Here is a 13,643-nt window from a genome sequence, read left to right on the forward strand (position 1 = left end):
CGGAGCTCTGTCCTCCCGTTCCCGACAGGCTATATCCGAGGCAACGGCCGGCGGCCAGAGCGCGGCGGGGCTGAACCGACGTGGAGGAGGGCGCATCTATGACGGACAGCCGCTGGGTTCGCCTCGTCGGCCCCATGGCCTGGCGGGCGATCAACCTCGCTGGCCGGCTGACGCGGGGCATGACGCTTGGCGTCCGTGCCGTGGCGTTCGACCAGGATGGACGGGTATTCCTTGTCCGCCACGGCTACGTTCCGGGCTATCATCTGCCGGGTGGGGCGGTCGATCGGGGCGAGAGCGCTGAAGCTGCGATCGTCCGGGAGCTCGGAGAGGAAGGCAACCTCGTGCTCGCCGGGCGGCCGGTTCTTGCCGGGTTCTATTTCCAGCGGCGGCTGAAGGTCGACCATGTCGCGCTCTATGTCGTGCGGGGCGCACGGCAGACCGCTCCCATCACGCCGAATCGGGAGATTCGCGAGGCCGGGTTCTTCGTTCCCGATGCACTGCCGGAGGGCACCACCGCGGCGACGCGCCGCCGCATTGCCGAGATCGTCCAGGGCCTGCCCCCGGATGCGGAATGGTGAGACGCCGCTCTCGACCGCCGCAGGATCGCCGTGTAAGCCTTTGAAGCAACGGGATCGCAGGGCAGGAGCGCACGGATGACACCGAAGGTCGTCGCGAAATTTCTGGATAATGGCTGGGTTTCGATGGGCGCCCGCGTGGTGCTGTGCCTGCCGTTCTGGCTGGGCGGTCTCGTCAAGCTGATCGACTTCAACGGCGGCAGCGCCGAGATGGCCGGCTTCGGTCTCGCGCCCGGCGGCGTGTTCAACGCCATCTCCATCATCATTCAACTCGGCGGCGCCGCGCTGGTGATGTTCGTGCCGCCGCTCGCGTGGCTCGGCGCGGCGGTGCTGGCGCTTTATACGCTGGTCATGATTCCGATCGCGCATGCCTTCTGGACGCTGACGGGCGGCGCCTCCGGCGGCCTGCTGCTCGCGGCCGGCGATCGTCTTGCGATCGTCGGCGGGCTGGCGCTTGCCGCGATCCTCGCGCGGCGGCCGAACCTGAACCGCTATTACTGACCGGACCAATTGTCGCCGGTCCTTGCCGTCGCGCCGCGAGCGAATAGATCCCGTGCGTTCGCGGCGATTTGCGGCCGACAAGCAGGGAGCATGACATGGCGGCGGGAGATCTGGCCGGTAGCGACACCTTGACGCCCGGCAGCGAAGGCGCCGCCGCACGGGCGCGGCGGATCGGTGTGCTGATCGTCAATCTCGGTTCGCCGGATGGCACCAGCTATTGGCCGATGCGCCGCTATCTCGGCGAGTTTCTCTCTGACAGGCGCGTGATCGAGGTGCCGCGCGCGCTCTGGCTGCCGCTGCTCAATCTCGTCATTCTGTCGGTGCGGCCGCAGAAATCGGGCAAGGCCTATGCCTCGATCTGGAACACCGCGCTCGACGAGGCCCCGCTGAAGACCATCACCCGGGCCCAGTCCGAGAAACTCGCGACAGCGCTTCAGGATCTGCCCGTAACGGTCGACTGGGCGATGCGATACGGCAAGCCGCCTGTCGCCGAGCGGCTGAAGGCGATGGTGGATGCCGGCTGCGACCGCGTGCTGGTGGTGCCGCTTTATCCGCAATATGCGGCGGCGACGACCGCGACCGTCAACGACGTGGCCTTCGACGCGCTGAAGACGATGCGGCGCCAGCCGGCGCTGCGGACGGCGCCGAACTGGCACGACGACCCGGTCTATATCGACGCGCTCGCCACCTCGATTATCGACCATCTCGCCACGCTCGACTTCGAGCCGGAGGTGGTGCTCGCGTCGTTCCACGGGGTTCCCGTCGAGTACGTCCAGAAGGGCGATCCCTACGCCGACCAGTGCCGCGAGACGGTGCGGCTGCTGCGCGCGCGGCTCGGCTGGAGCGAGGAACGGCTGCGGCTGACGTTCCAGTCCCGTTTCGGCAAGGCGGAATGGCTCCAGCCCTATACCGACAAGACGGTGGAGGCGCTGGCGAAGTCCGGTGTGAAGCGTATGGCCGTGGTGATGCCCGGCTTCGCGGCCGACTGCCTCGAGACGCTCGAGGAGATCGGCGAGGAGAACGCCGAGATCTTCCACGAAAACGGCGGCGAGGATTTCTCGGCGATTCCCTGCCTCAACGACAGTGCCGGCGGCATCGCGGTGCTGGAGCGCGTCGTGCGGCGGGAACTCGAAGGCTGGGTCTGATGTCGGTCGGCGCGGGGCAGGCGGCCTTCAGGCCGCGCCGACGCGCAGGAGATCGTGCAGGTGAAGGATGCCGACCGGACGGCCGGTCTCCTCCACCACGAACAGCGCGGTGATGGAGGACGCATTCAGCGTCTCCAGCGCGCTCGCGGCCAGAGTTTCCGGCGCAATGGTGCGCGGCTTGCGGCTCATCACCTCCTCGACATGCCGGCCCAGCAGGTCGCTCGACAGATTGCGGCGCAGGTCGCCGTCGGTGATCACGCCGATCAGCCGGCCTTCGCTGTCGGTGACGCCGAGGCAACCGAACCCCTTCGAGCTGATGGTGAGAATCGCCTCGCTCATCGTCGTGCCGAGCGGGGCGAGCGGCAGCCGGTCGCCGGAATGCATCAGGTCGCGGGCATGACGCAGGTTCGCGCCGAGCTTGCCGCCCGGGTGGAACACGCGGAAATCGAGCTCGGTGAAGCCGCGCATTTCGAGAAGCGCGATGGCGATGGCATCCCCGAGGGCGAGCTGCAGCATCGTCGAGGTCGTCGGCGCGAGCCCGTGAGGACACGCCTCCGCCGCCTGCGGCAGTTCAAGGACGAAGTCCGCCGCGCGGCCGAGGCTGGAACCGCGCTTCGAGGTGATGGCGACCAGGGGAACCCGGAAGCGCTTCGCGTAGGAGATGATGCTCGCGAGTTCCACGGTTTCGCCGGACCACGACAGGGCGAGCACGGCGTCCTGGTCCGTGATCATGCCGAGATCGCCGTGGCTCGCCTCGGCGGGATGCACGAAGAAAGCGGGCGTGCCGGTCGAGGCCATGGTCGCGGCGATCTTGGTGCCGATATGGCCGCTCTTGCCCATGCCGGTGACGACCACGCGGCCCCGGATCGAGGACAGCAGAAGGGCGACATCGTCGAACGTGGTCGCCATTCCGTTGGCGAGCGCCGCCCTCAGGGCCTCCAGCCCCGCGATCTCGGTCTCGACCGTGCGCAGCGCGCACGCGGCGGGAGCATCGGGCTTGGAAACCGGTTCCAGGCGGGCCGCGGTGGTTCGACCGTCGTTCATCGTGTTCGTTCCCTGCGACGGAGCGACGGGCCTGGAAAGGCCGTCGCCGCGATCCGTGGGTCGCGGTTTACTCCCGCAGGACGGTGAGGGACAAGAAAAATGCGCCCCCGGTCGCCCCGGTTGGCCCGCCGCCGGCATGCCCCCCGCGTTCCCCGGGCGGGCGATTGCCCGGATATCGCGCGGGCATCGCCGTGGCTCGCGCCGTTGTGAAGCCGGCCGGGCAAGGCTCCGTTAACCATGACCGCCTAAAGCATGGTTGCCGTGCCAGGCCGGATGAAGACGAATTGAGGAGAGCCGCCATGACCGCCGCCGCGATCACCGTTCGCGATCCTGACCATGCCGCGTTGCGCTCCCGCGAGGCGGCTCGGCGCGGCTTCGCCGGTCTTCTTGTCGCGGCGCTCGCGGTCCTGGTTCTGGCCGTTGCCGCGCCACAGCCAGCGTCAGCGGCCGCCGACCCCGGCTTCGTGAACTGGATCAAGCAGTTCTGGCCGACAGCTAAGGCGAACGGCATTTCTGCCGCAACCTACAACGCCGCCTTCGCCGGCGTGGACCGTCCGGACCCGGACGTGCTGCGGCTCAACGCCAAGCAGCCCGAGTTCACCAAGTCGGTCGGCGAATATCTTGCGAGCGCGGTCAGCGACGCCCGCGTCAACGAAGGTCGCCGCAAGTTCGCGCAGTGGAAGCCCTGGCTCGATCGGATCTCGACGCGATTCGGCGTCGAACCGCAGATCCTGGTGGCGATCTGGGGCGTGGAAACCTCGTATGGCGCCGTTCTGGAGAACCCGAAGATCGTTCGCAGCGTGGTCCGTTCGCTCGCGACGCTTGCCTATGCCGGAGGACCGCGCACCGACTTCGGCCGGACCCAGCTGATCGCCGCTCTGACCATTCTGCAGGATCACGACGTCGCCCCGCGCGGTCTCACCGGGTCGTGGGCAGGCGCCATGGGCCACACGCAGTTCATTCCGACGAGCTTCCTCCAATACGCCGTCGACATGGACGGTGACGGCAAGCGCAACATCTGGACGTCCGTTCCCGATGCGCTCGCAACGGCGGCGAACCTGCTGGCCAAGAATGGCTGGCGGCCCGGAGAAACATGGGGTTACGAGGTGGAGTTGCCGCGTGGCTTCAACCTTGCGCTTGCCGACGAGAAGACGTGGCGGCCGATCTCAGACTGGGCGAAGCTCGGCGTGCGCCGCACCGGCGCGCGGCCGTTCCCGCGCGGTACCGACAAGGCCAAGCTGATCCTGCCCGCCGGCGCGCGCGGCCCCGCGTTCCTGACGCTGATCAATTTCGACGTCATCAAGCGCTACAACAACTCGACGTCCTACGCGATCGCCGTCGGCTACCTCGCCGACCGAATCGTGGGCGTGCCGCCGTTCCGCACGCCCTGGCCGGTCGATGCCCACCCGCTGTCCCGTGACCAGATCGTGAAGCTCCAGCAGGTGCTGACGGCACGCGGCTTCCCGGTGGGCGCGATCGACGGCAAGATCGGCCCCGGCACCCGCGACGCGGTGCGCGCCTACCAGCTTTCCGCAGGCCTGCCGCCGGATGGCTATCCCACCGTGGAACTGCTCGCGCGCCTCGGCGGCTGATGGGCCCGGCGCGCTCTTAAGCTGACAAACGTATCGAAGCCGCCGCGGACGAACCTGTCCGCGGCGGCGCCGTTTCGTCCTCCTGCCCGCGCGGCAATCACCGGCTGGCGTCGCAATTTGCACGCATGGTGGCGCTAGGCCCGTTATCATCCATGCGGGGTCCAAGCAGGGGACGGGAAATGACGCAGAACGGCTCTTCCGGCACGCAGCGCACGAGCGGAGTTCCCGCCGTCGACATATCGACCCCGGACGCGCTGGCGGAGCGCCGCGGCGCCGACGTTCTGCTCGAGGTGCTCGATAGCGAAGGCGTGGAGTACGTGTTCGGCAATCCCGGCACGACCGAACTGCCGCTGATGGATGCACTGCTTTCGAAGCCGCAGATCCAGTACATCTGGGGCCTGCAGGAGGCGAGCGTCGTCGCCATGGCCGACGGTTATGCCCAGGCCGCGCGCCGGCCGGGCTTCGTCAATCTCCATACCGCCGGCGGTCTCGGTCATGCGCTCGGCTGCATCATAAATGCCGGCGTCGCCAACACCCCGCTGGTGATCACGGCCGGCCAGCAGGACTCCCGCCACACCGTCACCGATCCGCTGCTGTTCGGCGACCTCGTCGCCATCGCCCGCCCCAATGTCAAATGGGCGCAGGAGGTGGCGAGCGCGGCGCAGATTCCGGTGCTGGTGCGCCGTGCGTTCCACGACTGCAATGCCGCGCCGGCGGGCGGGGTGTTCCTGTCGCTGCCGATGGACGTGATGGAGGAGAAGACGACCGTCAGCACGCTCCGCCAGTCGCGCATCGACCGTCGTGCGGTGGCGGGCTCGCTGGAGGAGCTGGCCGATATCCTCGCCGCCGTGCCGGTGGGCCGGCTCGTCATGATCGCCGGCGACGAGATCGACACCAGCGATGCCGCCGCGGAGGCGGTGGAGATCGCGGAGATCCTGGGCGTGCCGGTCTATGGCTCGTCCTGGCCAGCGCGGATTCCCTTCCCGACCTCCCATCCGCTGTGGGCCGGCAACATGCCGACCAAGGCGACGGACATCAACAAGCGGCTGTCGGACTATGACTGCGTGTTCGCCCTCGGCGGCAAGTCGCTGATCACCATTCTCTATACCGAAGGCCCGGCGGTGCCGGAGACCTGCGAGGTTCTGCAGCTCTCCTCCGACGTGCGCGACCTCGGCCGGACCTACGAGACGCGGCTGTCGGTCTGGGGCGACATCAAGGCCTCGTTGCAGGTGCTGAACCCGCTCTTACGCCGGAAGGTCGCCCCGACAGCCGCGGAACGCCGCAAGCGTCTCGACGCCGCGCGGGAGGATCGGGAGGGACGCCGGCGGGGGATCGAGGCGCAGGCGCGCAGCGAAATGGACGCGCCGGTGACGACGCCACTCGTCGCCGCCCACGAGGTGGTGCGGGCGATCGGCTCCCGGGTCGCCATCGTCGACGAGGCGGTCGCGACCTCGTCCCACGTCCGCAGCCTGCTGCATTCGGATTCGGCGCGGCAATATTCCTTCCTGCGCGGTGGCGTGCTCGGCTGGGGCATGCCGGCGTCCGTCGGGTTTTCGCTCGGCTACGGCCGCGCGCCGGTGGTGTGCCTCGTCGGCGACGGCGCCGCGCTCTATTCGCCTCAGGCGCTCTGGACTGCGGCCCACGAGAAGCTTCCGGTGACGTTCGTCGTGATGAACAATCGCGAATACAACGTGCTGAAGAACTTCCAGCGCGGCCAGTCGCATTACAACTCGACGCGCTCAAACCGTTTCATCGCGATGGATATCGTCGATCCACCGGTCGACTACATGGCGCTGGCGCACGCCTTCGGCCTGCCGGCGCGCCGGGCGGAGCGCGTCTCCGACATCGCCGCGCTGGTGGAGGCCGGCATCGCGTCGGAACTGCCGAACGTGATCGAGATCCCGATTTCCGCGGAGGTCTATGTCCGCTGAGGCCAGACACGGTGGAGCGGCGAGGACGGTCGTCGCGAACCGCCAGCCATGAATTGCCCGCCATGAATCGCCCGCAGTGAATCGAAAGGGCGCCGGATCCCGAGGATCCGGCGCCCTGTTCGTTTGTTGCTGCGGCGATGGCCGTCAGCGGGGCAGGGTGGTCTCACCCATCAGGTGCAGGTCGATGGCGCGGGCAGCCTGACGGCCCTCGCGGATCGCCCACACAACCAGGGACTGGCCTCGGCGCACGTCGCCGGCCGCGAACAGCTTTTCGACCGAGGTGCGATAGCTCTCGGTATCCGCCTTGACGTTGGTGCGGGCGTCGAGCTCGAGCCGGTCGTTCGCCTCGGCGACGAAGGTATCGAGCGTCGGGCCGGCGAAGCCGATGGCGATCATGACGAGGTCGGCGCGGATCTCGAACTCCGTCCCGGGAATCGGCCGCCGGCGCTCGTCCACCCGCGCGCACTGCACATGGGTGACGTTGCCGTTGCGGTCGCCCTTGAAGCCGAGGGTCGCCGCGGAGAATTCACGTTCCGCGCCCTCGGCCTGGCTGGACGAGGTGCGGAACTTGGTCGGCCAGTAGGGCCACACCTTGAGCTTGTCTTCCATCACCGGCGGCGTCGGGCGGATGTCGAGCTGGGTCACCCGCACCGCGCCCTGGCGGAACGAGGTGCCGACACAGTCCGAGGCGGTGTCGCCGCCACCGACGACCACCACATGCTTGCCCGCCGCCACAATGGGGGCCTCGGCGCCGATGGATTCGCCGCCGACCCGCCGGTTCTGCTGGATCAGGTAGGGCATGGCGTGGTGCACGCCCTTCAGGTCCGAACCGGGAATGCCGGCCTCGCGCGGACGCTCGGCACCGGCGCAGAGGAGAACCGCGTCGTGTTCCTCGATCAGGCTGTCGAGGGTGCGGGTCACGCCGATGTTGACGCCGTAGTGGAACACCACGCCTTCCGCCTCCATCTGCTTCACGCGGCGGTCGATGTGGTGCTTCTCCATCTTGAAGTCGGGGATGCCGTAGCGCAGCAGGCCGCCGGCCTTCGCCTGCTTCTCGTAGACGTGGACATCATGGCCGACGCGTGCGAGCTGCTGGGCCGCTGCGAGCCCCGCCGGACCGGAGCCGACGACCGCAACGCGCTTGCCCGTCTTTGCCGCGGCAATCTCCGGCTTTATCCAGCCGTTCGTCCACGCGTTGTCGACGATGGCCTGCTCGACCGTCTTGATGGCGACCGGCACGTTCTCGAGGTTGAGCGTGCAGGCCTCCTCGCACGGTGCCGGGCAGATGCGGCCGGTGAATTCGGGGAAGTTGTTGGTGGTGTGGAGGTTGCGGATCGCCTCTTCCCACTCGCCGGAGAACACCAGATCGTTCCAGTCGGGGATCTGGTTGTGCACCGGGCAGCCAGTCGGCCCATGGCAGAACGGAATGCCGCAATCCATGCAGCGCGCCGCCTGGCGCTCGACCTCGGCCGTCGGCAGGGGAACCGTGAACTCGCGATAGTGGCGGATGCGGTCGGCCGCCGGCTGGTACTTCTGATCCTGCCGGTCGATCTCGAGAAAGCCAGTGACCTTGCCCATGAAAACCCGCTCTTTCTGAGGTCTTGTCTCGTGCGCTCGGACGCGAGGCGGCAGGACGAGCCCTCGTTCCTGCCGATCGTGCCCCAGCCGAAGCGATAGGCGCGGCGCTCAGGCGCCGGCAGGCCCATCGGACGATATCGGGGATTGGACGCCGCCCCGCAAAGGGGCGGCGCGCCGGATCATTCCGCCGCGATGCCGAGGCGCGCGCGCTCCATCTCGATCAGTGCACGGCGGTACTCGACCGGCATGACCTTGACGAACTTGGGACGGTAGGTCTCCCAGTTGTCCAGGATCGTCTTGGCACGGGCGGAACCGGTGGCGGCGAGGTGGTTCGACACCATCTGGTAGAGCCGCTCGTCGTCGTGACCGGTCATGTCGCCGGTGATGTCGACGCGGCCCTTGTACTCCATGTCGCCACCGTGGTGATGGAGGCGTTCGAGAAGCTCGTCCTCCTCGGCCACGGGTTCGAGATCGACCATCGCCATGTTGCAGCGCTGGCTGAACGAACCGTCCTCGTCGAGAACGTAGGCCACACCGCCGGACATGCCCGCCGCGAAGTTGCGCCCGGTCTGGCCGAGCACGACGACCACGCCGCCGGTCATGTACTCGCAGCCGTGGTCGCCCACGCCTTCGACCACCGCGACCGCGCCGGAATTGCGCACCGCGAAGCGCTCGCCGGCGACGCCGTGGAAATAGGCCTCGCCCTCTGTCGCGCCGTAGAGCACCGTGTTGCCGACGATGATGGACTCCTCCGGCACGATGCGGCTCACCTCCGGCGGACGGACGATGATCTTGCCGCCGGAAAGGCCCTTGCCGACATAGTCGTTGCCTTCGCCGATCAGCTCGAACGTCACGCCCTGAGCGAGCCACGCGCCGAAGGCCTGACCGGCCGTCCCGCGCAGCGTCACCTTGATGGTATCGTCAGGCAGGCCCGCGTTGCCGTAGCGGCGCGCCACCTCGCCCGAGAGCATCGCCCCGGCCGAGCGGTCGACGGAGGTGATCGCGGTCTCGATCCGCACCGGCTCCTCGCGCTCCAGCGCCGGCATGGCCTCCGCGATCAGCTTGCGGTCGAGCACCTCGGCGATCGGGTGGTTCTGCCGCTCGGTGTGGCGGATGGCTTCCGGCGGCGCATCCGGCTTGTAGAACAGACCGGACACGTCGAGCTTCTTCGCCTTCCAGTGCGCGATGAGCGGGGTCTGGTCGAGCATCTGGCTCTGGCCGACCATCTCGTCGAACTTGCGATATCCCATCGCCGCCATCAGCTCGCGCACTTCCTCCGCGATGAAGAAGAAGTAGTTGATGACGTGCTCCGGGGTGCCCTTGAAGCGCTTGCGCAGCACCGGGTCCTGGGTGGCGATGCCGACCGGGCAGGTGTTGAGATGGCACTTGCGCATCATCAGGCAGCCCGCCGCGATCAGGGGCGCGGTGGCGAAGCCGAATTCGTCGGCACCGAGCAGGGCGCCAATGACCACGTCGCGGCCGGTCCGGAGGCCGCCGTCGACCTGGAGCGCGACGCGCGAGCGCAGGCCGTTGCGCACCAGGGTCTGGTGCGCCTCGGCGAGACCCATTTCCCAGGGCGATCCGGCATGCTTCAGCGACGTCAGCGGCGAGGCACCGGTGCCGCCTTCATAGCCGGAGATGGTGATGTGATCGGCGCGCGCCTTGGCCACGCCGGCCGCCACCGTGCCGACGCCCACCTCGGACACCAGCTTGACCGAGATGTCGGCCGACGGGTTGACGTTCTTCAGGTCGAAGATCAGCTGCGCCAGATCCTCGATCGAATAGATGTCGTGATGCGGCGGCGGCGAGATCAGGCCGACGCCCGGGGTCGAGTGGCGCACCTTCGCGATGGTCGCGTCCACCTTGTGGCCGGGCAACTGGCCGCCTTCGCCGGGCTTGGCACCCTGCGCCATCTTGATCTGGATCTGGTCGGCATTGACCAGATATTCCGTCGTCACGCCGAACCGGCCTGAGGCGACCTGCTTGATCGCCGAGCGCATGGTGTCGCCGTTGGACAGCGGCTTGAAGCGCTCCGCCTCCTCGCCGCCTTCGCCGGTGTTCGAGCGGCCACCGATCCGGTTCATCGCGATCGCGAGCGTGGTGTGCGCCTCGCGGCTGATGGAGCCGAACGACATGGCACCGGTGGCGAACCGGCGCACGATCGCCGAGGCCGGCTCGACCTCGGAAAGATCGACGCGGTTGTGGCCGACTTCGCCGGCGGTGCGCACACGGAACAGGCCGCGCACGGTGTAGCGCCCGGTTTCCTCGTCGACGAGGCGGGAGAACTGGCGGAAGCGCTCGAGCGAGTCCGTGCGCACGGCGTGCTGGAGCGTCGCCACCACGTCGGGCTGCCACATGTGCGCTTCGCCGCGCAGGCGATAGGCGTATTCGCCGCCGACCTCCAGCGCCCGGCGCAGCACCGGATCGTCGCTGAACGCCGACTGATGGCGAAGCACGGTCTCGCCGGCTATCTCCTCCAGCCCGGCGCCCTCGATGGTGGTCGCGGTGCCGAAGAAGTAGGTGTCGACGAAATCGGAGTTCAGGCCGACGGCGTCGAAGATCTGCGCGCCGCAATAGGACTGATAGGTCGAGATGCCCATCTTGGACATGACCTTCAGGATGCCTTTGTCGATCGACTTGATGTAGCGGTAGACGACTTCCTTCTCATCGACCTCGGTCGGGAAGCCGGAGCGCATGGCAACCAGCGTCTCGAAGGCGAGATAGGGATTGATCGCTTCCGCGCCATAGCCGGCGAGCACGCAGAAATGGTGCACCTCGCGCGGCTCGCCGGATTCGACGACGAGACCGACCGACGTGCGCAGGCCCTTGCGGATCAGGTGGTGGTGCACGCCGGCGGTGGCGAGCAGCGCCGGAATCGGGATCCGGTCCGGCCCGACCATGCGGTCGGACAGGATGATGATGTTGTAGCCGCCGTGGACCGCCGCCTCCGCCCGCTCGCAAAGGCGCGCGAGCGCATCGCCGAGACCGGCCGCGCCGCGCTCGGTGCCATAGGTGATGTCCAGCGTCTTGGACTGGAAGTGGTTGTCGTCGATGTCGTCGATCGCGCGGATCTTCTCCAGATCCTCGTTGGTGAGGATCGGCTGGCGCACTTCAAGGCGCTTGCGCTTGGAGGTCCCCTTCAGGTCGAACAGGTTCGGCCGCGGACCGATGAACGAGACGAGGCTCATCACCAGTTCCTCGCGGATCGGATCGATCGGCGGGTTCGTGACCTGGGCGAAGTTCTGCTTGAAATAGGTGTAGAGCAGCTTCGGCCTGTCGGAGAGGGCGGAGATCGGCGTGTCCGTCCCCATGGAGCCGATCGCCTCCTGACCGATCACCGCCATCGGCGCCATCAGAAGCTTGAGGTCTTCCTGGGTGTAGCCGAACGCCTGCTGGCGATCGAGCAGCGACACGTCGGCACGCGCGGGCCGGCCGGGAACCGAGGGCAGGTCCTCCAGCACCATCTGCGTGCGGTTCAGCCACGCCTTGTAGGGGTTGGCGCGGGCGAGCGTGGTCTTGATCTCCTCGTCGGAGATGATGCGGCCCTCGACGGTGTCGATCAGCAGCATCTTGCCGGGCTGGAGGCGCCACTTGGTGACGATGCGGTCCTCGGGGATCGGCAGCACGCCCATCTCCGACGCCATCACCACGAGGCCGTCGTCGGTGACGAAATAGCGCGCCGGCCGCAGGCCGTTGCGGTCGAGGGTCGCGCCGATCTGCCGGCCGTCGGTGAACGCGATCGCGGCCGGTCCGTCCCACGGCTCCATGATCGAGGCATGGTACTCGTAGAACGCGCGGCGCTCTTCGTTCATCAGCGGGTTGCCGGCCCACGCCTCGGGCACGAGCATCATCACGGCGTGGGGCAACGAGTAGCCGCCCTGCACCAGGAACTCGAGCGCGTTGTCGAAGCAGGCCGTGTCGGACTGCCCCTCGTAGGAGATCGGCCACAGCTTGGAGATGTCGTTGCCGAACAGCTCGGAATCGACCGACGCCTGCCGCGCCGCCATCCAGTTGACGTTGCCGCGCTGGGTGTTGATCTCGCCGTTGTGGGCGACCATCCGGTAGGGATGGGCGAGCTTCCAGGAGGGGAAGGTGTTGGTCGAGAAGCGCTGGTGGACGAGGCCGATGGCCGATTCCACGCGCTCGTCGCTCAGGTCCTTGTAATAGGCGCCGAGCTGCCAGGACAGGAACATGCCCTTGTAGACGAGCGTGCGCGACGACAGCGACACGACGTAGAAGCCCTCGGCTTCGCCCTGGGACGCGCCGAGATCGCGGTAGATGATATTGGAGATCACCTTGCGCAGCACGAACAGCTTGCGCTCGAAGCTCGCGGCATCCGGGCAGTTGGTGCCACGGCCGATGATGACCTGGCGAATCACGGGTTCCGTCGCCAGGACGCTCGGCGGCAGGCACGACTGCTCGACCGGCACATCACGCCAGCCGAGGAAGATCTGGCCTTCCTCCTCCACGACGCGGCGGAACACCTCCTCGCAATGCCGGCGGTTCGCCTCCTCCTTGGGGAGGAACACGCAGCCGACGGCATAATCGCCCGGCGCGGGCAGATCGAAGCCGAGCTTCTCCGCCTCCGAGGCGAAGAAGCCGTGGGGGATCTGGATCAGGATGCCGGCGCCGTCGCCCATGAGCGGATCGGCGCCGACCGCGCCGCGGTGCTCGAGGTTGGCGAGAATTTCCAGACCCTGCCGCACGATGCGGTGGCTCTTGCGGCCCTTCATGTCGACGACGAAGCCGACGCCGCAGGAATCATGCTCGCGGTCCGGCCGGTAGAGGCCGCCGCCGGAGGCCTGCAGGCCATTGGCTCGCGAGCCGCCAGGCGTTTGCAGCCGGTGGTCCAGGGCCGTATTCGGTTTCGTGGCGGCGCCAGCCCCATGAACCGACACCACCCTCTCCATCGCGCTCAAACCCTCGCTCATCGTCGCGAGCTCCCTACACTAGCGGCCCCGGGGATCCAGGGCCTTGCCCATCTTTCCAGCGCCGGCGGCAGGCGCCGGGCCAGTTTCGAAGTCAGCGGTTCGTCCGTGTCCGCTCATCCCGCGATCGGGTCGACCATCGAGGCCGGTGCCGGGCGGGGGGAGGCGGGCACGCGGGCGGACGCCGGATTGTGGGCGGCATCCAGCCCTTTGAACAGATCAAAAACTCATCGCCGGCGCGTCCGCGACCATTCGGCCCGGCGTTGCCGCCGTGGTCGATGCAAGCGGCGTGCCGGGCATTCGGGACCGCGCGGCCGGCCATCCGCCGGGTGCATCGCCTTGCCGGTCG

General features: G+C 68.0%; 8 protein-coding genes. 5 read left to right on the forward strand and 3 right to left on the reverse strand.

Annotated features, from left to right (window positions below):
• Positions 1 to 98 precede the first annotated feature (98 nt).
• The 3 genes from BUF17_RS00550 to hemH all read left to right on the forward strand — a co-directional run bounded on the left by BUF17_RS00550 (position 99) and on the right by hemH (position 2,221).
• Complete coding sequence (locus BUF17_RS00550) at positions 99 to 578, forward strand: NUDIX domain-containing protein (RefSeq protein ID WP_073625282.1); 480 nt, start codon at positions 99 to 101, stop codon at positions 576 to 578.
• A gap of 75 nt (positions 579 to 653) precedes the next feature.
• On the forward strand, positions 654 to 1,076 hold the full coding sequence (locus BUF17_RS00555) for a DoxX family protein (RefSeq protein ID WP_073625283.1): 423 nt from the start codon (positions 654 to 656) through the stop codon (positions 1,074 to 1,076).
• A gap of 95 nt (positions 1,077 to 1,171) precedes the next feature.
• Entirely contained in the window at positions 1,172 to 2,221 is a 1,050-nt protein-coding gene (hemH, locus tag BUF17_RS00560) for a ferrochelatase (RefSeq protein WP_073625284.1), read from the forward strand.
• Between the two features lie 27 nt (positions 2,222 to 2,248).
• Here hemH and BUF17_RS00565 read toward each other — a convergent pair whose 3' ends face one another.
• A complete protein-coding gene (locus BUF17_RS00565; protein WP_084563720.1) occupies positions 2,249 to 3,265 on the reverse strand; it encodes a KpsF/GutQ family sugar-phosphate isomerase in 1,017 nt (338 codons plus the stop codon).
• Positions 3,266 to 3,564: 299 nt separating this feature from the next.
• Between BUF17_RS00565 and BUF17_RS00570 the strand changes: the two genes are divergently transcribed.
• Entirely contained in the window at positions 3,565 to 4,857 is a 1,293-nt protein-coding gene (locus BUF17_RS00570) for a lytic murein transglycosylase (RefSeq protein ID WP_084563722.1), read from the forward strand.
• 179 nt (positions 4,858 to 5,036) lie between these two features.
• Positions 5,037 to 6,788, forward strand: coding sequence for a thiamine pyrophosphate-binding protein (locus BUF17_RS00575; RefSeq protein WP_073625285.1), 1,752 nt, complete (start codon positions 5,037 to 5,039; stop codon positions 6,786 to 6,788).
• A 144-nt stretch (positions 6,789 to 6,932) separates the two neighbouring features.
• Here BUF17_RS00575 and BUF17_RS00580 read toward each other — a convergent pair whose 3' ends face one another.
• Together BUF17_RS00580 and gltB are read right to left on the reverse strand one after the other, a co-directional pair.
• A complete protein-coding gene (locus tag BUF17_RS00580; RefSeq protein ID WP_073625286.1) occupies positions 6,933 to 8,366 on the reverse strand; it encodes a glutamate synthase subunit beta in 1,434 nt (477 codons plus the stop codon).
• A gap of 179 nt (positions 8,367 to 8,545) precedes the next feature.
• The gene (gltB, locus tag BUF17_RS00585) at positions 8,546 to 13,297 is read right to left on the reverse strand and encodes a glutamate synthase large subunit (protein WP_073625287.1); all 4,752 of its coding nucleotides are present in this window, start codon (positions 13,295 to 13,297) and stop codon (positions 8,546 to 8,548) included.
• Positions 13,298 to 13,643 lie beyond the last annotated feature (346 nt).

Origin of the sequence: Pseudoxanthobacter soli DSM 19599 (assembly GCF_900148505.1) — a bacterium.
In the GTDB taxonomy this organism is placed as follows: domain Bacteria; phylum Pseudomonadota; class Alphaproteobacteria; order Rhizobiales; family Segnochrobactraceae; genus Pseudoxanthobacter; species Pseudoxanthobacter soli.